Source organism: Coprococcus sp. OM04-5BH, from assembly GCF_003482105.1.
GTDB lineage: Bacteria > Bacillota > Clostridia > Lachnospirales > Lachnospiraceae > Coprococcus.
In genome coordinates this window covers 19,289-44,694 of the sequence record NZ_QULM01000002.1, presented here as the reverse complement: position 1 = coordinate 44,694, position 25,406 = coordinate 19,289, and the positions used below count along the sequence as shown (strand labels likewise).

The 25,406-nt window shown below is 42.2% G+C and carries 22 protein-coding genes; all 22 read right to left on the bottom strand.

All coding sequences use genetic code 11. The features are described 5' to 3' along the window. Positions 1–7: 7 nt before the first annotated feature. Entirely contained in the window at positions 8–1,372 is a 1,365-nt protein-coding gene (locus DXB54_RS05680; protein WP_021937711.1) for a PFL family protein, read from the bottom strand. A gap of 32 nt (positions 1,373–1,404) precedes the next feature. Beyond that, positions 1,405–1,677: an ACT domain-containing protein gene (locus DXB54_RS05675; RefSeq protein ID WP_021937710.1), complete on the bottom strand. Its 273-nt coding sequence runs from the start codon at positions 1,675–1,677 to the stop codon at positions 1,405–1,407. A 47-nt stretch (positions 1,678–1,724) separates the two neighbouring features. Beyond that, positions 1,725–2,525: an MBL fold metallo-hydrolase gene (locus tag DXB54_RS05670; RefSeq protein ID WP_118694533.1), complete on the bottom strand. Its 801-nt coding sequence runs from the start codon at positions 2,523–2,525 to the stop codon at positions 1,725–1,727. Between the two features lie 29 nt (positions 2,526–2,554). After that, a complete protein-coding gene (locus tag DXB54_RS05665) occupies positions 2,555–3,976 on the bottom strand; it encodes an ASKHA domain-containing protein (RefSeq protein WP_118694532.1) in 1,422 nt (473 codons plus the stop codon). 5 nt (positions 3,977–3,981) lie between these two features. Next, entirely contained in the window at positions 3,982–5,208 is a 1,227-nt protein-coding gene (gene ilvA / locus DXB54_RS05660) for a threonine ammonia-lyase (RefSeq protein WP_118694531.1), read from the bottom strand. 78 nt (positions 5,209–5,286) lie between these two features. After that, the gene (gene ftsY, locus DXB54_RS05655) at positions 5,287–6,267 is read right to left on the bottom strand and encodes a signal recognition particle-docking protein FtsY (protein ID WP_021937706.1); all 981 of its coding nucleotides are present in this window, start codon (positions 6,265–6,267) and stop codon (positions 5,287–5,289) included. A 64-nt stretch (positions 6,268–6,331) separates the two neighbouring features. Beyond that, on the bottom strand, positions 6,332–9,889 hold the full coding sequence (gene smc / locus DXB54_RS05650; RefSeq protein ID WP_118694530.1) for a chromosome segregation protein SMC: 3,558 nt from the start codon (positions 9,887–9,889) through the stop codon (positions 6,332–6,334). 2 nt (positions 9,890–9,891) lie between these two features. Then, on the bottom strand, positions 9,892–10,584 hold the full coding sequence (gene rnc, locus DXB54_RS05645; protein WP_021937704.1) for a ribonuclease III: 693 nt from the start codon (positions 10,582–10,584) through the stop codon (positions 9,892–9,894). Beyond that, complete coding sequence (gene plsX, locus DXB54_RS05640) at positions 10,584–11,594, bottom strand: phosphate acyltransferase PlsX (protein WP_021937703.1); 1,011 nt, start codon at positions 11,592–11,594, stop codon at positions 10,584–10,586. The genes rnc and plsX overlap by 1 nt, the downstream gene beginning before the upstream one ends. A gap of 269 nt (positions 11,595–11,863) precedes the next feature. Beyond that, positions 11,864–12,046: a 50S ribosomal protein L32 gene (gene rpmF / locus DXB54_RS05635; protein WP_021937702.1), complete on the bottom strand. Its 183-nt coding sequence runs from the start codon at positions 12,044–12,046 to the stop codon at positions 11,864–11,866. 16 nt (positions 12,047–12,062) lie between these two features. Then, complete coding sequence (locus tag DXB54_RS05630) at positions 12,063–12,578, bottom strand: YceD family protein (protein WP_118694529.1); 516 nt, start codon at positions 12,576–12,578, stop codon at positions 12,063–12,065. 122 nt (positions 12,579–12,700) lie between these two features. Beyond that, complete coding sequence (locus DXB54_RS05625; protein ID WP_118694528.1) at positions 12,701–13,891, bottom strand: acetate/propionate family kinase; 1,191 nt, start codon at positions 13,889–13,891, stop codon at positions 12,701–12,703. A 45-nt stretch (positions 13,892–13,936) separates the two neighbouring features. Next, a complete protein-coding gene (gene pta / locus DXB54_RS05620; RefSeq protein ID WP_021937699.1) occupies positions 13,937–14,977 on the bottom strand; it encodes a phosphate acetyltransferase in 1,041 nt (346 codons plus the stop codon). Positions 14,978–15,112: 135 nt separating this feature from the next. Next, entirely contained in the window at positions 15,113–15,724 is a 612-nt protein-coding gene (gene coaE, locus DXB54_RS05615; RefSeq protein WP_243104759.1) for a dephospho-CoA kinase, read from the bottom strand. 70 nt (positions 15,725–15,794) lie between these two features. Beyond that, positions 15,795–18,428 (bottom strand): DNA polymerase I, encoded by a 2,634-nt coding sequence (gene polA, locus DXB54_RS05610; RefSeq protein ID WP_118694527.1) that lies wholly within the window; start codon positions 18,426–18,428, stop codon positions 15,795–15,797. Between the two features lie 5 nt (positions 18,429–18,433). Beyond that, a complete protein-coding gene (locus DXB54_RS05605; protein WP_021937696.1) occupies positions 18,434–19,042 on the bottom strand; it encodes an anti-sigma factor family protein in 609 nt (202 codons plus the stop codon). A 49-nt stretch (positions 19,043–19,091) separates the two neighbouring features. Next, on the bottom strand, positions 19,092–19,589 hold the full coding sequence (gene greA / locus DXB54_RS05600) for a transcription elongation factor GreA (RefSeq protein ID WP_118694526.1): 498 nt from the start codon (positions 19,587–19,589) through the stop codon (positions 19,092–19,094). Between the two features lie 293 nt (positions 19,590–19,882). After that, positions 19,883–20,908: a ketol-acid reductoisomerase gene (ilvC, locus tag DXB54_RS05595; RefSeq protein WP_118694525.1), complete on the bottom strand. Its 1,026-nt coding sequence runs from the start codon at positions 20,906–20,908 to the stop codon at positions 19,883–19,885. Between the two features lie 67 nt (positions 20,909–20,975). Continuing rightward, the gene (gene ilvN / locus DXB54_RS05590; protein ID WP_021937513.1) at positions 20,976–21,452 is read right to left on the bottom strand and encodes an acetolactate synthase small subunit; all 477 of its coding nucleotides are present in this window, start codon (positions 21,450–21,452) and stop codon (positions 20,976–20,978) included. A 151-nt stretch (positions 21,453–21,603) separates the two neighbouring features. Next, on the bottom strand, positions 21,604–24,018 hold the full coding sequence (locus DXB54_RS05585; protein WP_118694524.1) for a homocysteine S-methyltransferase family protein: 2,415 nt from the start codon (positions 24,016–24,018) through the stop codon (positions 21,604–21,606). 43 nt (positions 24,019–24,061) lie between these two features. Next, positions 24,062–24,550, bottom strand: coding sequence for a ribonuclease HI (gene rnhA / locus DXB54_RS05580; protein ID WP_021937511.1), 489 nt, complete (start codon positions 24,548–24,550; stop codon positions 24,062–24,064). After that, entirely contained in the window at positions 24,547–25,374 is an 828-nt protein-coding gene (locus DXB54_RS05575) for a purine-nucleoside phosphorylase (protein ID WP_021937510.1), read from the bottom strand. The genes rnhA and DXB54_RS05575 overlap by 4 nt, the downstream gene beginning before the upstream one ends. Positions 25,375–25,406: the final 32 nt, after the last annotated feature.

The following is a 25,406-nucleotide window of genomic DNA, read 5'->3' as shown; positions in this document are numbered from 1 at the left end:
CTTATGCTTAATTCTTAAAGCTGTGGATAGGAGCAGGTATTCTTCCGCCTCTGTTGATGAACTTATCGCAGGCAAACTGATTTACAGGCATTATAGGTGCATAACCTAAGAGTCCGCCAAATTCAACTGTATCGCCTACTGTCTTGCCTATAACAGGTATAAGTCTTACTGCTGTGGTCTTCTGGTTGATCATTCCAAGAGCCATCTCATCAGCAATGATACCGGAAATAGTTGTAGCCTTTGTATCACCCGGAATTGCTATCATATCAAGACCTACTGAACATACGCAGGTCATAGCCTCAAGCTTCTCCAGTGTGAGAGCACCTGCCGAAACAGCATCTATCATTCTCTGATCCTCACTTACAGGTATGAAAGCACCGCTTAATCCGCCTACATATGATGAAGCCATAACTCCGCCCTTCTTAACCTGATCGTTCAACATAGCAAGAGCTGCTGTTGTTCCAGGGGCGCCGGCATACTCAAGACCGATCTCCTCAAGGATTTCACCTACACTGTCACCTACTGCAGGAGTTGGAGCCAGGGAAAGATCTACGATTCCGAAAGGAACGTCAAGAAGCTTTGAAGCCTCCTTTGCCACCAGCTGACCTACTCTTGTAACCTTAAATGCTGTCTTCTTTATTGTCTCACAGAGAACCTCGAAGTTCTCTCCTCTTACCTGCTCAAGGGCACTCTTAACGACACCCGGACCGCTGACACCTACATTTATGATACAGTCAGCTTCTGTAACACCGTGGAATGCACCTGCCATGAACGGATTATCGTCAGGGGCATTACAGAACACTACGAACTTACAACATCCAAGGGAATCCTGTTCCTTTGTAAGCTCTGCTGTCTCAAGGATCATCTCACCGATAAGCTTTACAGCGTCCATGTTTATACCGGTCTTTGTGGAGCCTACATTTACAGAACTGCACACAACATCTGTAGTTGCTAAAGCCTTAGGTATGGAACGGATGAGAAGCTCATCTGCAGGAGTCATTCCCTTACATACAAGGGCTGAATATCCACCGATGAAATTAACGCCCACCTTCTTGGCAGCCTTATCAAGAGTTTCCGCAAGCTTAACAAAATCATCAGTTGTCTTACATACAGAACCGCCCACTAACGCTATAGGTGTAACGGAAATTCTCTTATGTACAACAGGTACGCCGTACATCTCTGAAATCTTCTCACCTGTGGCAACAAGGTGCTCTGCCTTTGTTGTTATCTTCTTATATATCTTATTACAAGTATCCTCCACATCTGCACCTACGCAGTCAAGAAGACTGATACCCATTGTTATGGTCCTAACATCAAGATTCATCTTGGAAACCATTGCATTCGTCTCCAAAACCTCATTTATACTGATCATATCTTTCCTCCGGTTATATATTATAATAGTGATTAGATTCTGTGCATTGATTCAAATATTGATTCATGCTGTATCTTGATCTGAACACCGATTTCCTCACCGATTTTATCGAGGTCAGAAGCGATTGCAGCTGTTCCCTTTGAAGACTTCTCAATATCTACTACCATCATCATATTGAAGTACCCCCCGACTATTGTCTGAGTAATATCCAGTATATTGATCTCATTGTCAGCAAAGTATACACACACCTTTGCAATAATACCTACAGAGTCCTTACCTACTACAGTTACAATTCTCTTCTTCATGAAAGCATCCTCCATTAATTCTTTGAGTAATTTATTTAAACTTAAAATTAATTAGTTTCTATAATATGTCCCGGCATATCTCTTCTGGCAACACATAAGCCAAAATCTCTTACGTCATTACTGAAGCTGTTTCCTGCCATCTCAAGCTTGACAGTTTCATAGGCAAGCTCCTCGAAGTTATTCTCCTTGCTAAGATGACCAAGCAATATGCCCTTGATATGATCATTGAGCAGTTCCTTTATGAGCTGACCTGATCTTTCGTTTGACAGATGGCCGTGGGATCCAAGTATCCTCCTCTTAAGGTAATAGGGATATGATCCCGCCTCAAGCATTCTCACATCGTGATTGGCCTCAATGACCATTATGTCTGAATTTTTCAACTTGTCAACTATATAATCGTCATAATCTCCCAAATCTGTTGCAATGGATATCTTTTTCCCATCATTTGACATGGAATAGCATACCGGATCATTTGCGTCATGCCATATGGCTGTAGGATCCACAGATATGTCATTTATCTCAAAGACCTGATCCGGTGATACGGTACGATAAAGTTCTTCATCTATCTGTCCCAATGTTTTGTTGGCTGTTATGCCCTCTATGGTCCCCCTTGTGGCATATATGGGGACACCGTATTTCCTGGCTATTATCCCAAGCCCCTTTACATGGTCTATATGCTCATGGGTTACAAGAACACCATTTAACTCTGATGGCTTTATGCCTATCTCCCTAAGTCCGTTTTCTATCTTTTTTCCGCTTACCCCTGCGTCCACAAGGATATGTGTATCTGAATTTCCGACGTAATAGCAATTTCCGCTGCTTCCGCTGGCTATACTTAACAGTTTCACAAAATATACCTCTTTAGTATTCTGACAGGCTATATCTGTACAAGCCTCATGCTGTCTACGAACACATTATTGAAGTGTTCATTTGCGGCAAGATTTATATATTCTGTCTTTTTATTATTTCTGATGATATCTTCTGTTATGTCTGATCTGAATAACATTAGATATGAGCCTGCCAGGGATGTGTTTCCTGAAATCTTTGTCTTTCCCGAGAAATATCCCGGGAACATCCCAAGCCTTATGGCCTTGTCTGTATCCAGATGAAAACCAAATCCACCTGATATATATATATTCTCAATGTCCGAAACGGACACACCGGCTTCTTTTATGAGGGTACATATGCCCCCTGCTATGGCAGCCTTTGCAAGAAGAAAATCGTGCACCATGTCCATTGTGAGAACATTGTCCCCGGTCAGTGGAAGGCCCTCATCGAAATACTCAGGGCAGATGATACCATTTTCATCTATCTTACCGGATCTCCTGTAGAGATCTATATAGTCAAATAATGTAGAACCATAAAGTCCTCCGCTGAAGGCTCCCTCAAAGGCAGGTCCGCAGGCTGTGGATACTGCAAATCCCCCATCCCTGCCGGCAAGAAGTATCTCGCCATTTGTTCCAAGATCTATGAGCAGCCTGTACTTTTTACTGTCATAGAGTCCAAGCGTCGCTGCACCGGAGGAGATATCTCCCCCTACAAATGCGCTTATCTCCGGTGCAATATAATACGGGATCCCGGAAAGGCTGACACCACCGGTTCTGCTATGCCCCAGTATATCCGACACGTCCTCTCCGTGATACATTATTTTTTTTGTTTTAAAGGGATATGAAGCAAAACATTCCGTTCCGGTTCCTACCAGGATATAGGTCATTGCCGTATTGCCCGAAAAGCATATCCTGCTGATCTCGGTATCAGATATACCTGTCTTTTTTATAAGCTCATCTACACCCTTTAATATATCTTCTGCCACCATGTTATGGAGCAGTTCAAGTCCCGATGCCTCCGCCGCAAGATTAATACGGCTTACCACATCGGCCCCGGTTGCAGTCTGTGAATTGATAGTCTTATATACAGAAGCCCTTGAACCGTCACTAAGCTTAATAAGCTCCATGGCTATTGTGGTGGTTCCGATATCAACGGCTATTCCATACCCCTGCGGCATTTTGCTGTCACCTGCAGCTATTGCATCTTTAACAATCCCCGGATCAACTGAGTGATCTGCCAGAATATTTGTTTCCTTTATATCCATGTATATCTCAATATCTTCCGTAACCTCATACCGGCAGCTCTTCACAAACTGTCCCTTGTTTGTTATAAGCACGTTACATGCGTTACATCTTCCATTTCCTCCACAGTTTCCCTGAAAGAAATATCCGTTGTCACACAAAAGCTTATACAGGTTGGTCCCCGGCTCGCAGGATATGCTGTTTTTCTTATTCACAGTTACTATGCACATAAATATTAATAAATTCCCTTGGTCATTACTTCCTTAGGCTTATATCCTTTCTCTGAAAGAGTATTGATTATAAGCTGCTTGTGCTCAGATCCGAAGGCCTCCATTGTAATAATAAGTTCAACGGCAGAGCTTCTGTTGATAGATACGAACTGGTTGTGCTCCAGCTTGATGATATTACCGTTAAGATCAGCAATAACCTTCGATATGTTCATAAGAGCACCCGGCTTGTCAGGAAGCAGTGTTGATACGGTGAATATTCTGTCTCTTGCAATAAGTCCATGCTGTACTATTGAAGAGAAGGTGATCATATCCATATTTCCGCCACTTAATATGCTGACGACTTTCTTTCCCTTGACATTAAGGTGCTTAAGAGCCGCTACTGTAAGAAGTCCCGAATTCTCCACAAGCATTTTGTGGTTCTCTAACATGTCAAGGAAAGCAACTATAAGTTCACTGTCCTCAACAGTTATTATGCCATCTATATTCTTCTGTATATATGGAAATATCTTGGTTCCCGGTGTCTTAACTGCTGTACCGTCTGCTATTGTATCAACCGATGGAAGAGTTGTCACCTTCTTATTCTTTAAGGACACCTGCATACAGTTGGCACCGGCAGGCTCAACACCTATTACCTTGATGTTAGGATTCATCATCTTGGCAAGGGTAGACACACCTGTGGCAAGTCCGCCACCGCCGATAGGAACAAGTATGTAATCAACAAACGGAAGTTCCTTTATGATCTCCATGGCTACTGAACCCTGTCCTGTTGCAACGTCAAGATCATCAAACGGATGGATAAATGTATATCCCTTATCCTCTGCAAGCTCTAATGCATATGCACATGCCTCGTCATATACGTCTCCGTAAAGGATAACATCAGCTCCGTAGGATTTTGTTCTGTTTACCTTAATAAGCGGTGTTGAAGCAGGCATTACAATAGTAGCCTTAACTCCGTATGCCTTTGCTGCATAGGCAACACCCTGGGCATGGTTTCCTGCTGACGCTGTGATAAGTCCCTTCTGTCTCAGTTCATCACTTAATGTGCTGATCTTGTAGTATGCACCTCTGATCTTGTATGCACCTGTAAGCTGCATGTTCTCAGGCTTGAAATATACTTTGTTTCCTGTCTGCTTGCTGAAATATTCGCTTTCAACAAGATTGGTAGGAAGTACAACCTTTTTTATTATCTCATACGCCTCTTCAAATTTCTTCAATGTAAGTTCTTCAGCCATGTTTTTTCTGTCTCCTTCACATCCATAAGTACTCTGTCATTCATGTTATATTTTTCTAGGATTATTCTTCTCATATTCCTATTTTATTTCATCTCCCATGAGAATATCCAACTCACTTCTGTCCTCATCAAAATCTGCAAACAATGCGTCTACATATGCTGATGGGTCAAATCTCTGGAGATCACTGATCTTCTCACCGATTCCGATAAACTTAACCGGAACATTAAGCTCCTCCTGGATGGCAATGGCAATACCGCCCTTAGCTGTTCCGTCAAGCTTCGTTATGACTATACCGTCTATCTCTGTTACATTTGAGAACTGTCTTGCCTGCTCTAAGGCGTTCTGACCTGTGGTTCCGTCAAGGACTATAAGGGACTCCACATGGGCATCCGGATAGTCTCTTCCTATTATCCTTCTCATTTTGGCGAGCTCATCCATAAGATTTTTCTTGTTATGGAGTCTTCCTGCTGTGTCTATAAGAAGAATATCTGTATTCCTCGCCTTGGCAGCAGCAACTGCGTCATAGACAACAGCGGAAGGATCAGCCCCCTCGCTGTGGGATATCATATCAACCTCTGCTCTGTCTGCCCATGTCTTAAGCTGATCTATGGCAGCAGCTCTGAAGGTATCTGCGGCAGCTATAAGAACTCTCTTGCCGGCTCTCTTATACTGGGCAGCTAACTTTCCTATGGTTGTAGTCTTTCCTACACCATTTACACCTATTACCAGCACAACTGTCTTCATGTTCTCAAAATCATATGCTGATTCCTCTACCATCATCTGATCTCTGATTATATTGATGATAAGCTCCTTGCAGGCAGCAGGATCCTTTATCTTTGCTTCCTTTACACGCTCCTTAAGGTTCTCTATTACCTTCTCGGTGGTCTCATAGCCCATATCTGCCATGATAAATGTTTCCTCAAGCTCCTCATAGAAATCATCATCTATCTTTGAGGCTCCGAATACCGAAGCAAAGCTCTCTGCAATATTGTTTCTGGTCTTTGTAAGACCGTCCTTAAGTCTCTTAAAGAAACCTTTCTTTTCTTTTTCTTCTGCCATAACCTGTTCCTCCTTTATCTGGGTCTGATACCATTAAACATATCTGTCAAAATAAATATGTATCTTATTTGTCAAGGTCTCCCTCGATCATATTAACTGAAACAAGTGTTGAAACACCCTTTTCCTGCATTGTTATTCCGTAGAGGATGTCCGCAGCCTCCATGGTACCCTTTCTGTGGGATATAACAATGAACTGGGTGTCCTTTGTAAGTCTGTTCAGATACTTTGCAAATCTTCTTACATTAGAGTCATCAAGTGCCGCCTCTATCTCGTCAAGGAGACAGAAAGGTGAAGGCTTAAGACTCTGTATTGCAAATAACAGTGCAATGGCCGTAAGGGATTTTTCTCCACCTGACAACTGCATCATGTTCTGCAACTTCTTTCCCGGTGGCTGAGCGATTATCCTTATTCCTGTTTCAAGAAGGTTTGTATCATCCACCAGCTCAAGCTCTCCCTTTCCACCGCCAAAGAGCTCCTTGAACACCTTGTCGAACATGGTCTGTATCTCTTTAAACTTAAGGGCAAACTGCTCCTGCATTGCCTTGTCAAGATCATTTATAACGGAAATCAGGTTATGCTCCGCAGCCACAATATCGTCATGCTGTCCCTTTAAGAATTCATATCTTTCCGATACTTCCTTGTAGTCCTCAATGGAATTAACATTTACGTCCCCAAGAGACTTTATCTTAGACTTTATGGCTCCAATCTCCTTCTTAAGGGAGTTTAGATCCTGAAGGTCTTCGTCAAACATAGGAAGGGCACTGCTGTAAGTGATCTCGTACTCCTCCCACATGTAATTGTTCAGGGCGTCGGACTTCTCCGTATTCTTCTCAATAAGTGAATTAAGCTTGTATGCAGCCTTTTCAAGACCGCTTATACTTTTGCTCAATTCTTCTCTTCTGTTGAAGAACTCCTTATTTCTGTTTATATTCCCTTCCCTGTCCTTATTATAGGACTCAAGCTTTTCTGAATCCTGCTTAAGGACGGCATTGTTATCCTCAATAAGCTCTTTGTAATGGGTTATATCCTCATCCAGCTTCTTGATCTCCTGGGATTTCTCCGTAAGCCTTGACATATAGTCTTCCTTTTCTCTTGTGTAGGAATCTATGTCCTGCTTAATCCTTGAGATATTGCTGGTAATAAACTCTTCCTGCTGAGTGATGGCATTATTGTCTACCAGAAACGTCGATACCTTTTCATTTGCTCCGGTAAGAGCCTCCCGCTCTTTTGCTATCTTCTCTGTCAGCTCATTTATACGCTCCTCACAGGACGCCTTGGCATCCTCATGCTTCTTACTGTCATCATAAAGTTTACTTTTATTACTGTTTATCTCGATAACCTGATTGTTTAACTCATTTATCTCCTTCTGGATAGACGAGAAAGCATTATTGGACTCTGATAATCTTGAGGATACCTGCTCTATATTAAGAGTGAGGGTATTCTTCTCAATATATGCCTTCTGGAGGTATACATTAAGGCTGTCGATCTCCGCTCTGAATGACTCTCTCTGGGTCTTTAACTCCTCGTCAAGCCTTGATGCGTCAAGGGCAGTCTTGTTAAGCTTGTTGATAAGCTGCTTTAATTCATCAAGCTCTCTCTTTCTTCCAAGAAGATTACTGTTATTCCTGTAGGCTCCACCTGTAAGGGAACCGCCCGGATTAAGAAGCTCTCCCTCAAGGGTAACTATCCTTAAGGTGTGATTATATTTTCTTGCAACAGCCAGGGCGTTATCAATATTATCCGCAACGATTATCCTGCCAAGAAGGTTCTTCGCCAGTGGCTCGTACTTCTTATCCACTGTAACAAGCTCTGAGGCAACCCCGATCACACCTCGCTCAGACAGTACCTCGCTTCTTACAGAGCCTCGGTCTGAAATATTATTAAGAGGTAAGAAAGTGGCACGTCCCAATCTGTTATTCTTAAGATATGCTATCATCTTCTTGGCTGTGGTGTCATCCTCTGTAACGATATTCTGGATACTTCCTCCAAGGGCTGTCTCCACAGCTATCTCATAATCCCTATTTACAGATATAAGATCGGCAACAACTCCAAGTATACCCGGATTGTTCGTTTTTTGTTCCATAACCTTCTTGATACTGTTGCCGTAACCGTCATACCGCTCGGTTATGTTCCTTAAAGCCTCACGCTTTGACTTGGTTGCCGAAAGTCTCTCGTTGGTGTTGTGGATGAGAAGTCTGTTTTCCTTGTTTCTCTCCTGATTGTCGGCAAGCTGCTTCTCTACTTCATTAAGTCTGCTTACCTTCTCCTCGATCTGAGCTTCAAGGGTTTCAAGGTCACTGTTTAACTTGTTATATTCCTGACGGTCGTGGGCTTCATCGCTCTTAAACTGGAGAAATCTCTGGTTAAGCTTAGTCTTCCTGAAATTAATATTTTCAAGCATGGCATCATATCTGCCCACTTTAGCCTTAACAGAACCGCTCTCGCTGATATACTCTATGATATCACTCTTGCAGTCCTCGATCTCCTGCTCCATCTTTTCTATGTCAGCACTGATCCCGGCACTCTTTTTCTTTGCTTCTGACAGGTCATTGTCTGAGGCATTCTTCTTCTCAAGAAGTCCGTTCTTCTGATCTATGTATGAGAGTATGGCAGCCTTGCTGTCCTCTATCTGTTTCTCCAGCCTTTTTATCTGATCATTAATATTCTCATCATTCATCCTGTAATTAATGATCTGCTGATCAAGGATACCTATATCACCTGTAAGCTTCTGATTTTCCATTTCCTTTTCATGGATATCATTCTTCACAGACTCAATAAGCTCATTTAATTCCTCGATGGTCTGTTCTATCTTCTCATACTCTTCCTTGGTAGAATCGTACGCCTGATTTTTCTCCGCCAGATCGTCATTTATTATATTAAGATCCGCCGTCTGCTTCTCGATACCTTCCTTGATTTCTTTTTCTTCTATAAGATAAGCATTTATATCAAACTTCTTTAATTCTTCTTTGTAAGCAAGATATTTTCTCGCCTTCTCGGACTGAGCCTTAAGGGGACCAACCTGCTTCTCTAACTCGTAGAGTATATCATTCACACGGTTGAGATTATCTCTCTCCGTCTCCAATGACTTCTCTGCGGCAAGCTTATTCTTCTTAAACTTAACTATACCAGCAGCCTCATCAAAAAGCTCACGTCTCTCCTCCGGCTTACCGTTAAGTATCTTCTCGATCTGTCCCTGTCCGATAATGGAATAGCCTTCTTTACCTATACCTGTATCAAAGAACAGCGAATGTACGTCCTTAAGTCGGCTTACGGTTCCGTTTATGAGGTATTCACTTTCTCCGGAACGATATACACGCCTTGCCACCGTAACCTCATTGTAATCCACAGGTAGACTGTGGTCACTGTTGTCAAGGGTGATTGCAACATAGGCAGAGCCCTGTGGCTTTCTAAGCTCAGTTCCCGAAAATATTACATCCTCCATCTTGGAACCTCGGAGACTCTTGGCACTCTGCTCACCAAGAACCCATCTCACCGCATCACCTACGTTACTCTTACCTGAACCATTAGGACCTACTATACATGTGATACCATGATTGAATTTAAAGACTATTTTATTTGCAAATGATTTGAAGCCGTTTACTTCTATGCTTTTTAAATACATTGTTAATCCTGCTTTTTATTTATTGTTAATAGTGCATTATATGCCGCCGTCTGCTCTGAAGCCTTCTTTGAGTGGCCCTTTGCCACTGCAAGCTGAATGCCGTCAAGCCTTACCTCGGAACAATACTCCTTGTTGTGATCGGGACCATTCTCGGAAATGAGATTATACTCGAGAACACTGCCCCTGCTCTGGGCATACTCCTGAAGCGTGGACTTGGCGTCATAAAACAACATTTTTCCTTCTATATCATTTAACAGGAATGTTCTGACATATTTCTTCGCAGGCTCTATGCCTCCATCAAGATATATGGCTCCAAGCACTGCCTCAAAAAGGTCACACATTATGGAGCTTCTGTTCCGCCCACCAGTGAGCTCCTCACCCTTGCTGAGTCTCACATAATCTCCATATCCTATATCCCTTGATACCTGGGACAGGGTAAACTCACACACAAGGCTCGCTCGGAGCTTTGTAAGCTGTCCCTCTGTATAATCAGGATATTCCTTATATAGATATTCACTTACTATGTATTCAAGTATGGCATCTCCCAGATACTCACTTCTCTCATAGGATTCCACCTTGTTTATCTTCATGTCATTGGAATATGACTTGTGGATAAGGGCTGTATCCAGATAGGATATATTATTAAATTTATAATTTAATCTGTTCTCTAACTGCTTTAAATCTCTTGCCGGCATTATTCTGCCTCACCGCTTATATTGCTTGATATTTTGTTAAGTACCCCGGTCTCATTAAATGTAATACACTGGAATATGGCACTCTTAACCTCTTCGTTGTGAGAATTGCCATGGATCTTTATAACAAGTCCCTTAAGGCCAAGAAGTGGCGCACCACCCTTTGTTTTGGCATTAAATCTCTCCTTAAGTCCCTTAAGTGAGCTGTTTATAAGTGCTCCACCGATCTTACTCTTAAATGAAGACATGATGGCTTTCTTTATCTCTGACAGAAGCATTTTGGCAAGTCCTTCATAGAGCTTTAAGATAACATTTCCCACAAACGCCTCACATACTATAACGTCTGCAGCACCATTAGGTATCTCTCTTGCCTCTATACTTCCAATGAAATTAATATCCTTACATTCCTTTAATAATGGATAAGTCTCCTTAACCAGGGCGTTACCCTTTTCTTCCTCATCTCCGATATTTACTATGGCAACTCTCGGATTTTTGATCTTCTCTATGTTCTCCATGTAGATAGATCCCATCTTGGCAAATTGTACCAAGTGCTCCGGTCTTGCGTCTACATTTGCACCGCAGTCAATAAGCAATGAATATCCTGTGGTTGTAGGGAGTAACGGAGCCAGGGGTGATCTCTTGACACCCTTGGCACGTCCCACAAGAAGCTGTCCTCCTGCAAGAATGGCACCTGAGCTTCCTGCTGATATAATGGCGTCAGCTTCACCGCCCTTAACCATGTTCATTCCAACTACAAGGGATGAGTCCTTCTTCTGTCTTATTGCTGTAACAGGAGCGTCATGACATGTGATCTCCTCTGTTGCATTAACAACTCTTACTTTATTCTTATCATACTGATACTTAGCCAGTTCTGCATTTATCACATCTTCTTTTCCTGTGAAAATGATTTCTGCCTTTGCACCTTCATTTATAGCTTCAACAGCACCTCTTATGATCCATTCCGGAGCATAATCTCCGCCCATAGCGTCTACAACAATTCTGGTATCACCCATTTTTCTATCTTCCTCCTCAACCGGTATAAAAACCCATTTAAACATACAAAGTCATTATATGTTTAAATTAAATCAAAGTCAATTCATATGAAAATTTATGCCTGTATAATTTTATCGTTATATAACAACGATATAACGTCTTTGCAAGTTTTATTCGCTGACCAGCAGTCGTCAAACGCAATCATATATGCTTGTTGCACTTGACTCGTTGCACAATAAAATAAAGGGCCACGACATGGTCGCAACCCTTTATTTTATAAGTCTGAAAATTATTCAGCAACAGAGATAATCTCTTTCTTGTTGTATGAACCGCAGTTCTTACATACTCTGTGAGGAACCATTAATTCTCCACACTTGCTGCACTTTACTAATGCAGGAGCTGTCATCTTCCAGTTAGCTCTACGCTTATCTCTTCTTGCCTTTGAACTTTTATTCTTTGGACAAATTGACATTCTTCTTACACCTCCTCTAATTTTTCAAGATGTTTGCAAAAACTGATAATCTAGGATCAGGAACTGAATCATCACATGAACACTCTTCATAATTATGATTAGCACCACACACTTTACACAATCCCTTACAATCAGGTCTGCACAGGATCTGTACAGGAACCAGACTCATAAGTTCCTTTTCAAGTAATATATCCATATTGATGCAACAGTCTTCCAGATAATTTAATTCGTTAATCTCATCAATCTTATCAGTTTCAAATATAGCCATGTCGATTAATTCATCAATCTCTACATTGAAATCTTTTTCTATCTCATCCAGACAACGGTCGCACAACATCTTTAATGTTATAACCGCTTCACCTATAATATGAGCTTTGCGCTTTCCTTCGTTGGAAGCTGTAAGCTTAAAGGACTCCGCCTTGCTGACAACATATACGTTACCATTAAAGCTAAATTCATTTAATCCTACCTCTACATCGAAGTCTTTCACAAGTCCTTCAGTTGATAAAACACCAGATAAATCAATTAACATAATATCTCCTAAAAATCGCACATTGCATATTATACATATATAAAAATTATTTGTCAACGATATTTTTCTAAATTATGTATATTTCTACAACAATTTATATGTATCTGAATTATTTGTATCAATTACTTTACAAGTGCTACGGTTTCTCTGGCAATGGCAAGTTCCTCATTTGTAGGAACAACCCATACCTGAACCTTCGAATCGTCAGTTGAGATAAGAGCTTCCTCTCCTCTTACTGAATTCGCCTCATTGTTTAAGTTAATTCCAAGGAATCCAAGATCCTCCAGTGACTTTTCTCTTACATATGCTGTATTCTCACCGATACCGGCTGTAAATGCAATTCCGTCAAGACCGCCCATAGCCGCTGCATAAGCACCTATATATTTCTTAACATTGTAGCAGAACACATCAAGGGCAAGCCTGCACCTGTCATTTCCCGCTTCCATTCCGGCAGTCAGATCTCTGAAATCACTTGATACTCCAGAAAGACCGTACACTCCGGATTCCTTGTTAAGGATGTTATTAACCTCTTTAATAGAAAGATTTTCTTTCTCCGCTATAAAATCTATAATGGCAGGATCGATATCTCCTGAACGGGTTCCCATAGGAAGACCTGCAAGAGGTGTAAGTCCCATGGTTGTGTCCACTGACTTTCCGCCCTTAACTGCTGATATACTTGATCCATTCCCGAGATGACACACAATAAGCTTAAGGTTCCTTATATCCTTACCCATAAGCTCTGCCAGTCTCTTTGATACAAATGAATGGCTTGTACCGTGGAAACCATATCTTCTTATCTTGTATTCCTCATAATACTTATAAGGAATACCATATGTATAAGCCACATCAGGCATTGTCTGATGGAAGGCTGTATCGAAAACTGCCACATTAGGTGTGCCCGGCATAAGCTTACGGCAGGCATCAATACCTATAAGGTTGGCAGGATTATGAAGCGGTGCAAGATCATTGCACTCCTCTATAGCCTTGATAACCTCATCATTTATCACAACCGACTGGGCAAACTTCTCTCCGCCATGTACAATTCTGTGGCCACAAGCATCAATCTCATCAAGTGAACCTATGGCTCCGGTCTCAGGATCAACCAGTGCGTCAAGAACATACTTAACCGCAGCCTTATGGTCAGGCATATCAAGATCAACTGTATACTTTTCCTTACCCGTAGTTGTATGTGTAAGTCTTCCGTCTATTGTTATTCTCTCACATAAGCCCTTGGCAAGTACCGACTCTGTAGCAGAATCAATAAGCTGATACTTAAGTGAAGAGCTTCCACAATTAATAACTAAAACCTTCATTTCCTATCTCTATCTCCTTTAAACCATTACCAATTATCGTAAATTCTACTTTAAATTCTCTTTCTTAGGAATGATCTTCATTGTTCCATTCTCACGAGCCTGTGCCTGGATAGCTGTTATGGCAACAACACCTACGATATCGTCTGCACAGCATCCTCTTGAAAGGTCATTGACAGGCTTTGATATACCCTGTGTAACAGGTCCATAAGCCTCAGCCTTTGCGAGTCTCTGCACAAGCTTATATCCGATATTGGCTGCGTCAAGGGACGGGAACACAAGGACATTGGCATGTCCTGCCACATCACTTCCCGGAGCCTTAGCAGCAGCAACCTCAGGTACTATCGCTGCGTCTGCCTGAAGCTCACCATCAACCACAAGATCAGGATATTCAGCCTTAACGATCTGTGTTGCCTCAATAACCTTATCTACATCAGGATGTGTAGCACTTCCCTTTGTTGAATGTGAAAGCATTGCAACCATAGGCTCCTCATCCACAAGAAGCTTAAATGACAATGCTGACTGCTCTGCAATGTCCGCAAGTTCTGACGCCGACGGAGTCTGGTTAAGACCTGCGTCCGAGAAAATAAATGCACCATTTGCCCCCATGTCACAGTTAGGAACTATCACAAGGAAAAATGCTGATACTATCCTTGTACCAGGTGCAGTCTTAAGTATCTGAAGGGCAGCTCTTAATACGTCTGCTGATGAATTGATAGCTCCGGCAACCATTCCGTCTGCATCTCCAAGCTTAACCATCATACAGCCAAAGTATAAGCCGTTATCTCTGAGAAGATGTGCTGCCTTCTCCTCGTTCATTCCCTTCTTTCTACGAAGCTCTACAAGCTTCTCTACATACTCGTCAAATCTGTCGAAGTTAGTAGGATCAACAAAACTTGCCTTACTTAAGTCATTTTCTCCCGCTCTGCTTAAGATTTCCTCTTTATTTCCAACTAAAATTACATTTGCAATATCTTCTTTGATTACTTTAGCAGCAGCCTCGATTGTTCTGATGTCTGATGTCTCCGGAAGAACTATAGTCTTCTTGCTTGCCCTGGCTCTTGCTTTTAACTGTTCTACAAAACTCATACCTTCTCCTTTCATGGTAATAACCTGTACGTTTTTATTCATATTGTATGCCCGAAATCGGCACACGCACTAAGCTCAGTTTACTACAGCCACACCAATATCTCAAGGCTTGTATACAAAAAAATTGTGTTTTTATTAGTACATTCCCACCATCATCTGTCGAATATTTTCTTCTGTCTGAAAGCGATCTCCTGAATTGTCGATCATCAGGTCACAGTTATCTCTGTAGTACTTCTCAGGATTCTGGGAACGGATCACTGCAAGAGCTCTTTCCCGGTCAAATCCCCTGTATTCCATAAGCCTGTTTATCCTTATTTCAACAGGGGAATACACATATACCATGTGATCACATAAGCTGCTGTAACCCTCCTCTATGAGAAGTGCCGCCTCAAGAACCACAAGCTCCGTTCCCCTGTTCCTTCCCTCATCTATTATCCTTAATATCTCGTCTCGTATGACAGGATGGCTGAGCTCGTTGAGCTTTCGAAGCTTGTCCTTATCCGCAAATACTATACCTCCAAGCTTCTTTCTGTCGATAGTGTCATCTTTCCCTAAGATATCTCTTCCAAAATACGATACTACATTATTGTATACAGCCCTTCCAGGCTCCATAAGCTCATGTCCCAGCCTGTCTGCCTCTATGATCTCTGCATTGTAGTTTTCCTTCAATATATTAAGCACCAGTGTCTTACCGCTTCCTATCCCACCGGTAATCCCAAGAACCTTCATCATTTTCTCCTTGATCATTTATCAATTCTTATATCGCAGGATCTATGCCCACATTTATTACAATATTTCCAATCAGCTCTGGTCACCATTACTTGGCATCATACCAGTTATCCCCGGTCTCCACATCCACAGAGAGCGGCACCTGAAGCTTTGCCGCATTCATCATTTCTCTGGTAAGTATATACTTCACCTGCTCTATCTCGTCCTTTGCAGTTTCTATCAGAAGCTCATCATGTATCTGTAATATGAGTTTTGACTTAAGTCCTTCGTTCTTAAGGGCTGAATTCACATTTATCATGGCGATCTTTATTATATCTGCGGCAGTACCCTGTATAGGTGAGTTCATGGCAACCCGCTCACCGAAGCTCTTCTGCATAAAGTTAGATGATGACAGCTCAGGCACAGGTCTTATCCTGCCAAACATAGTCTTCACATAGCCGTTTTCCTTGGCGTGAGCAACCTGCTCATCAAGGAATTTCTTTATGTCCTTATAGGTGTTGAAGTATGCTTCTATATATGAAGCTGCCTCTTTTCTTGATATACCAAGATCCTCACTCAAGCCAAAAGCACTTATGCCATAGACTATACCAAAGTTTACAGCCTTTGCATTTCTTCTCTGAAGGGATGTGACCTCATCTATGGGCACATTAAATACCTGGGAAGCTGTTGTGGCATGGACATCCACATTATGAAGGAACGCCTCCTGCATAACCTTGTCACCTGACATATGGGCAAGAACCCGAAGCTCGATCTGGGAATAATCCGCGTCAACGAACACGCAGCCCTCCTTAGGCACAAATGCCTTTCTTATCATACGTCCAAGCTCTATCCTCATAGGGATATTCTGGAGGTTAGGCTCCGTTGAGCTTATACGTCCCGTTGCTGTTATGGTCTGATTAAAGGTTCCGTGTATCCTTCCGTCATCCGATATATAATTTGTAAGTCCTATGGCATAGGTAGAATTAAGCTTTGTAAGCTGGCGGTATTCCAGAATATCGTTTATTATAGGGTGCTCATTTTTTATCTTATCAAGCACATCCACACTGGTGGAATAACCTGTCTTGGTTTTCTTGCCGCCCGGTATCTGCATTTCCTCAAAGAGAACCTGTCCAAGCTGCTTAGGTGAGTTTATGTTAAACTCCCTTCCCGCATAATCGGTTATCTGCTTCTGGAGAACTTGTATACGTTCCTCAAGCATATGACTGTAGTTATCAAGCTCATCACGTCTTACCAGAACTCCCCTGCTCTCCATATCGTAGAGGCAGTATACTGTCCTCATTTCTATCTCATCATAAAGATAGCGGCAGCCCTTTTTATCTATCTCCTCAAGTATCCTGTCACAGGCTGCATAAGGCACTAACGCCTTGTATGCCATGCATTTATTAAAGTCATCATTTGCAAATGAGAATATGTTCACCGCTTCCTTACCTATAAGCTCTTTCTCCGAAACCAGTGCAACATCAATGTAATCCCTTGCAATGTCGTCATAATAATAGGTATCCGCCAAAGGATTTAAAAGATAGGCGGCAACCCCTATATCCCTGACGCTCTTCATATTCTCGATGAAATGTACAAAATGTAAAGCCTCCTTCAGATCAAGTGTAACAAGCTCCACTCCACCCTCTGCAAGCTTTATAAGTTTATCTGTAATGTATTCCTCACGCACATAGCCGAAGCACTGAATTATATACACAGTATCAGCCATGCATGAAATCGTAAGTCCCAACATTTCATCATCCCCATGGATAATATAAAAGCCGGCCCTTCCTGTATTTTTCACTTCTGCAAATACCTGCTCGGCCTTCTTCTCATCAAGAACCATAACTATATCCGGTGAAAGCTCAGTCTTTTTCTCAGAGAAATCAAATCTCTTAAGGATACTCTTTAACTCCAGTTCATTAAAGAGCTTGTAGGATTCCTCGTTGAACATATTGTCTATCAAACAATCAGCAGGACCACAGTCAAGCTCACAATCAAGCTTAATTGTGGCAAGCCACTTGGAAAATATCGCCTGGTCATAGTATTCCCTGAGGTTTTTCTGGGCAAGAGCAGGCTTTATTTCATCAATATGTTCGTAGGCGTTCTCTATGGAGCCGTATGCAGATATTATCTTTGATGCAGTTTTCTCACCGATCTTCGGAACTCCCGGAATATTATCTGAAGTATCCCCCATGAGCCCCTTCATATCTATAAATTCCTCAGGTGTAACTCCATAATTCTCTACAACATCCTTGCTGTAATAGTTCTCAACTGTGGTTCCGCCTGTCTTTGTCTTAGGTATCCTTACCAATATCCTGTCGGTTGCAAGCTGCAGGAGATCCCTGTCACCTGACACAATAGTCACGTCATAGCCCTTAGCTTCAGCCACTCTTGACATTGTACCTATGATATCATCAGCTTCATAGCCAGCATGTTCAAGTATCCTCACATTCATCGCAGTTAAAATCCTCTTCATAAGAGGCACCTGCTCCCTGAGCTCCTCAGGCATAGGCTTTCTTGTGCCCTTATACTCCTTGAACCTCTCATGTCTGAAGGTCGGGGCACTCATGTCAAAAGCAACACACAGATGATCCGGCTTCTCCTCATCCATAATCTTAAAAAGTATATTTAAAAATCCAAGTACCGCATTGGTATGGATTCCTCTGGAATTTGTCAGATCCGGCAGTCCGTAGAAGCCTCTGTTTAATATACTGTGTCCGTCAATTATAAGAATTTTACTCATATTATCTACCCATTTTCTCCTTTATCTGCCCCAGTTCCCGGAACATCATGCTCTCCTGTCTGTGCCTGATTATACTCTCTTACCTTTTTCATGAACTCCAGGCTTCTGTTTTTTTCCACAATTTCAGAATCATCTTCCTCATTATACCTCTTCATGATCTCCAGATAATGCTTCGTCTGAGCTTCCTGGCACAGATATGGTTCAAACATATCGTCCGAAAATGTATCACTGAAATAATAATCTCCCTGTGATTCAAGTTTGGAATTCTGTTCATAGCTGTATACCCTGTCAAGAGCCTCCTCATAAAGCCATACAAGAGCGCACAATATCACAGTAAGAAACACCACAAGTGTAGACGTTGCAATACGTTTCGCCGTAGACATCCTTACCATCTCGTAATCAAGTTTGTTATTAAGCTGTTTTCTGAAATCCCCGGAGATATTCTCGCCATCATCAAGCTGTTTCATTCCAACCACAAGGGTGTAATATATCTCCAACTCCTCTGCACAGTTATCACAGCTCTTAATGTGCTTAATAAACTCCTTGAGCTCGTCATCAGGGAGATCATTATCAATAAACGCCATTATCTTTGACTGGGCTTCTAAACAATTCATTCCTGTCACCTGTATTGCATCAATAGTTGATCTGCAAATATCTTTTTCGCTAATTTATTCTGTCAGTTCCGTCATCTACAGTGTTGACTATCTCCCGGATAACAACATAATAAGGCTCTCCCTTTTCAGGCATTACCTGTACTCTGTCACCCACCTTATGGCGAAGCAATGCTTTACCCATAGGAGACACATTACTTATCATGCCGTTTAACACATCACCCCTTACAGTGGTAACGATCCTGTAAGTCTCTTCCTCATCGTCGTCCTCGAAATATACCCGTACAGTATTATTTATACCAACCTCATCATCTGCTGAATCATCCGATATAACATGTGCTGTACGAACCATCCTGTCCAGGTATCTTATACGCCTTTCATTGGCATTCTTGTCCTTCTTAGCTGCATAATACTCGAAGTTCTCACTTAGGTCTCCCTGGGCTCTTGCATCCTTAACAGCCTCAAGCTTCTCCTTTCTTACAACAACCTTTCTGTATTCTATTTCTTCTTCCATCTTCTGGATATCTTTCTCCGTCAACTGGTTAAACATATCTGTTCATTCCTTCTTAAACACAATCTGTAAATAATATATGATGTGAAGTATCCGTATTCTCCGGGCATCACATTTTATATATTATATCATCATTTATAATAATTTACACCTACAAGATATCTTAAATATCTTCCAAGCATCTACGCTTATACATTATTTCTTATCTGTAAGATCAATATATAAGTCGGCGTAAAATTCTCCGGTATCGCTTAATATAAAAGGGACATGGCAGTCATACAAAAAATCCTGTCATGTCCCTGTTTTCGTTTTATATTATCTACAACCTGATATTAGTTGTTGATGAGCTTGTCTGACTCGTTGTTCCAGCTGTAGAGTGCTCTGATCTGCTCTCCAACCTTCTCTGATGGATGCTCTGAAGCAAGCTTTCTCATAGCCTTGAAGTGAACCTGACGTCCTGCAGGTGACATATCAAGTAAGAATTCCTTAGCAAATGTACCATCCTGGATGTCCTTAAGAATCTGCTTCATAGCCTTCTTTGTATCCTCTGTGATAATCTTAGGACCTGTGATGTAATCACCATACTCAGCTGTATTGGAAATTGAATATCTCATTCCTGCAAATCCTGACTGGTAAATAAGGTCAACGATAAGCTTCATCTCGTGGATACACTCAAAATATGCATTTCTTGGATCGTAACCAGCCTCGCAAAGTGTCTCGAAACCAGCCTGCATAAGTGCACATACACCACCGCAAAGAACTGCCTGCTCACCAAATAAGTCTGTCTCTGTCTCTGTTCTGAATGTTGTCTCAAGAACTCCGGCACGAGCACCACCGATAGCAAGTGCATATGCAAGAGCCATATCAAGAGCCTTACCTGTTGCATCCTGCTCTACAGCTACAAGACAAGGTGTACCCTTTCCTGCCTGATACTCTGAACGTACTGTGTGACCAGGAGCCTTAGGAGCGATCATTGTAACATCAACATCCTTAGGTGGCTTGATACAACCGAAGTGGATATTGAAACCATGAGCGAACATAAGCATGTTACCAGCCTCAAGGTTTGGCTCGATGTCCTTCTTGTACATATCTGCCTGTAACTCATCATTGATAAGTATCATGATAATATCAGCTCTCTTAGCTGCCTCAGCTGCTGTATATACTTCAAATCCCTGAGCCTCTGCCTTTGCCCATGACTTGCTGCCTTTATAAAGACCGATAATTACATTGCAACCTGATTCCTTAGCGTTAAGGGCATGTGCATGACCCTGGCTGCCGTAACCGATAATAGCGATTGTCTTACCATCTAATAAAGATAAATTACAATCTTCCTGATAATAAATTTTTGCTTCTGACATAATTTTGTCCTCCTATTATGTATAAATCACATATATAATATTAATTATCCAAATGGATAACAATAAACTAACCTCTCACAAGCCCTGTAAGTCCTGTTCTTACAAGTTCTACGATCTCGAAGCCATCAAGAAGCTTAAGGAAAGCCTCACACTTTGATGTGGTTCCGATAAGCTCAATTATAAGTGAGCCCTTTGATACATCAACAATATTGGCTCTAAATATATCTGCAATAGAGATGATATCCTGACGGGAATCCTTCTCAGTCTTAACCTTAACAAGAACCAGCTCTCTGCATACTGATTTTCCCGGTTCAAGCTCCACGATCTCAACAACATCCTCAAGCTTGTTTAACTGCTTTGATATCTGGACAAGACTGGCATTGTCTCCACTTGCTGCAACAGTCATTCTTGAGTAGGCTGGATTTTCTGTAACTCCAACAGTAACACTGTCTATATTATATCCTCTTCTACTAAATAATCCTGACACTCTGCTAAGTACACCTGATGTGTTCTCCACAAGCAGTGATAATACTATATTTCCCATCTAACAGTACCGCCTTTCAAATCAAACTAAATAATAATATACTAACTAGCGAATTTAGTCCAACCATTATTATAATTAGGTTGCTTCACCTTGTCAATTTGTATTTTATTTTATCCATATATAATATGGCATATGGTCTATTTTCCTCTGTCTATTCAATATTCAACAATTTTTTTACAAGCACTACAGAATCTGCCGCATCCTTTGAATATCCGTCTGCACCGATCTCATCAGCATAGCTCTGGGTTATAACAGCTCCGCCTATTACAACCTTTATGTCAAGATTTCTTTCCTTAACAAGATTTACCACATCCTTCATTCTTACCATGGTGGTTGTCATAAGTGCAGATAAACCGATCAATGAAGCATTTTCCTTAACCGCCATGTCAACGATCTCTTCAGCAGGAACATCCTTGCCCATGTCTATAACATTAAAGCCGTAGTTTTTAAGCATAAGCACCACAAGGTTCTTTCCTATGTCGTGAATATCACCTTCAACAGTTGCAATAACCAGAGTCGGCATGGCAACACCGTCATTTTTCTTAGGAACCAGCGGGCTTACGATATTTATTGCCATTTCCATGGTCTCCGCACTGGCAATAAGCTGTGGCAGGAAGTATTTCTTCTTCTCAAACAGCTCACCAACCTTGTTTATTCCCGATATAAGATCATCGTTTATCATTTCTTCGGGATTTCTTCCGGAAGCCAGCTCCGCATTTACATGTTCCACGATGTTTCGCTTGTTTCCCTTTACCACATCTACAAATATCTGGCTTCCCTGTATATCATTATCACCCTTTGGTGCGTCTGATGCAGGGGACGCAGATACCGCCCTTACGTTATTTATGTACTTAACATCCGAGCCTTCCTTGTTGAGAAGCATATCTGTGGCATACGCAGAGTTCATAAGTAATGCCTGGGACGGATTGGCAATAGCCATCGTAAGTCCCTTTGATATTGCCATTGAAAGAAATGCAGCATTGACAAATGTCCTCTCAGGGAGACCAAAGGAAATATTTGAAAGTCCGCAGATAGTTGCAAGTCCCATGTCATGACAATACTCTATGGTCTCTAATGTGGCAACAGCGGCATTTTTCTGGGCTCCGACTGTGGCAACCAGTCCGTCCACCACTATATCTTCCTTGGTAAATCCATCGTTAAATGCTTTAAAAAGTACCGCATTGATATTTGCCTCTTTTTCATTTCTGTCCTTAGGAAGACCCTCATCACTTAACGGAAGCAGGATAAACATGGCACCATATTTCTTGGCAATAGGAAGTATCTCCTTTATCTTAACCTCCTCAAGGGATATGGAATTAATAAGGGCACGTCCCGGATATGTCCTGAGGGCAGCCTCTATAACCGACGGATAACTTGAATCAATACAGAGCGGGAGATTTACAGCCTGGGACACCTCACCAACAACCCTTAACATCATTTCCTTTTCGTCAATTCCGTTCATTCCCACATTTATATCAAGGATGGACGCTCCCATCTCAACCTGCTCCTCAGCCATGCTCATAACCAGATCAAGCTTTCCTTCCCTGAGTTCTGCCTGAAGCTTCTTTTTACCGGTAGGATTTATCCTTTCACCAACCACCATAAATGGTGCGTCAAGCTCTATAAACTGGGTGGCACGCTCTGATGATATACATCTCTTATGTTCGGTGCTAACCTGTGGGATCTTCATGGTGGCAGCCATATCCGCAGCAGCTTTTATATGGGCAGGTGTTGTTCCGCAGCAGCCACCGATCATGGAAGCTCCCGCCTCTATAAGTACCTTCATATCCTCGGCAAATTCCTCCGGAGTCATGACATACACGCTCTTGTCATTCACAAGCTCCGGCATACCTGCATTAGGCTTTGCAAATACCGGTATAAATGCAATGCTCTTCATATCGGCAACTATACCCTTCATCTTATCGGGACCTGTTGAACAGTTTACACCAATGGCATCTACTCCCAGGTTCTGAAGTACATTTACCGCTGTGACAGGATCTGTTCCAAACAATGTCCTGCCATCCTCGTTGTATGTAAGACTCGCCATTATAGGAAGATCACATACCTCCTTGCAGGCAATAACTGCCGCTCTGGTCTCTGCAAGGCTCATCATTGTCTCAACAACTATAAGGTCTGCCCCTGCGTCATTAAGTATCCTTATCTGTTCCTTATATACATCCACAAGATCTTCAAACACGAGATTTCCCATAGGAGCAAGCTGTTTTCCTGTCATGGTAATATCCCCTGCAACATATCCGTGTCCTGCCAGCCTTACAGCTTCCTTTGATATGTTCACAAGCTCTGTGTTCATGGCAACTATGTCATCTTCCAGCCCATACTCTTCAAGCTTTATACGGTTACATGTAAATGTGGGTGCATAAAGTATATCTGTACCTGCGTCAAGATATGCCTTCTGCAGATCAAGCATTATGCTCTTATTCTCAAGGATCCATTTCTCAGGGCACACTCCCATAGGCATTCCCGCCGCCATAAGGTTTGTTCCTGTGGCTCCGTCAAGTATAAGTATCTTCTCATCAAAAAGCTTTCTGAATGTTTTCTTGTCCATATATTTCTATCCTTTTAGTGAATTATTTTTTTATTCTAAAATTTTATGTATTTGCCTCAAGGCCTGTATCCACAATAAGGTCACTGCCGTCTGCCGCTGTTGTGGCCAGAAGATCACATCTTTCATTCCCCGGGTGTCCGTTGTGTCCCTTTACCCATATAAAGGTCACTTCATGCTGCTCCTTAGCCTTAAGAAGCCTGAGCCACAGATCCTTGTTCTTGACCGGCTCATTCTTACCACGCTTCCAGCCCTTCTTTATCCAGCCATCTATCCAGTGCTCATTAAATGCCTTGCACAGGTACTGGCTGTCGGAATAAAGGTTCACCCTGCAAGGTCTGACCAGTGCCTCAAGTCCCACTATAGCAGCCATAAGCTCCATGCGGTTATTGGTGGTCTTGACATACCCCTGGCTATATTCTCTGGTGTGAACCTGTCCCTTAGCGTCTGTGTAAGACAACACAGTACCATAGCCACCGGGACCATTAGGATTTCCTCTTGCGGATCCATCTGTATATATAATCACATCATTCATCTGTCACTATCTCCATCTATTCTGTTTATTGACGCCAGTATAAGCTTCTTCAGCTTATCAGAAGCAGTGTCTCCTGTCTTTATTATATCCTCGTGGGACAGCACTCCTCCAAGACCTGCCGCCTTATTGCATACCACTGATATTCCTGCAATCTCCATTCCCATATGTTTCGCTGCAATGGCTTCACACACTGTACTCATGCCCACGGCGTCTGCACCTATAAGTCCGTAAAATCTTATCTCCGCCGGTGTTTCATACTGGGGACCTGTAACCTGAAGATACACTCCCTTACGGAGCTTTATTCCACATTCAGCTCCCGCTTCCTCAAGTATATGATTGATCCTGCCGCTGTACACCTCTGTCATATCAGGAAATCTCGGTCCAAGCTCTTCCTTGTTCTTTCCTATAAGGGGTGACGGAATAAATGCGGAAATATGATCTGTAAGTATCATCATATCTCCCGGATCAAGCTCACCTGCTATGCCTCCTGAAGCATTTGTCAGTATCAACTTACCTGCCCCAAGCAAGAACATGGTCCTTACAGGCATAACGCACTGCTCCATGGAATATCCCTCATAATAGTGTACCCGTCCCTGCATAACCACCACCGGCACGCTATCTATATGACCGAATATAAATCTGCCCTTATGTCCTGCCACTGTAGAGCACGGAAATCCCGGAATATCCCTATAGGGAACGCAAACCATATCCTCCATGATATCCGCCGCATCACCAAGACCGCTTCCAAGCACCAGACCGATTCTTGGAACAATATCTATCTTTGTTTTTATATAATCTACTGCTTTCTGCAATGTATCTTCCATGTCAGCCATCCTTCCATCAAAGCTCCCGCCAT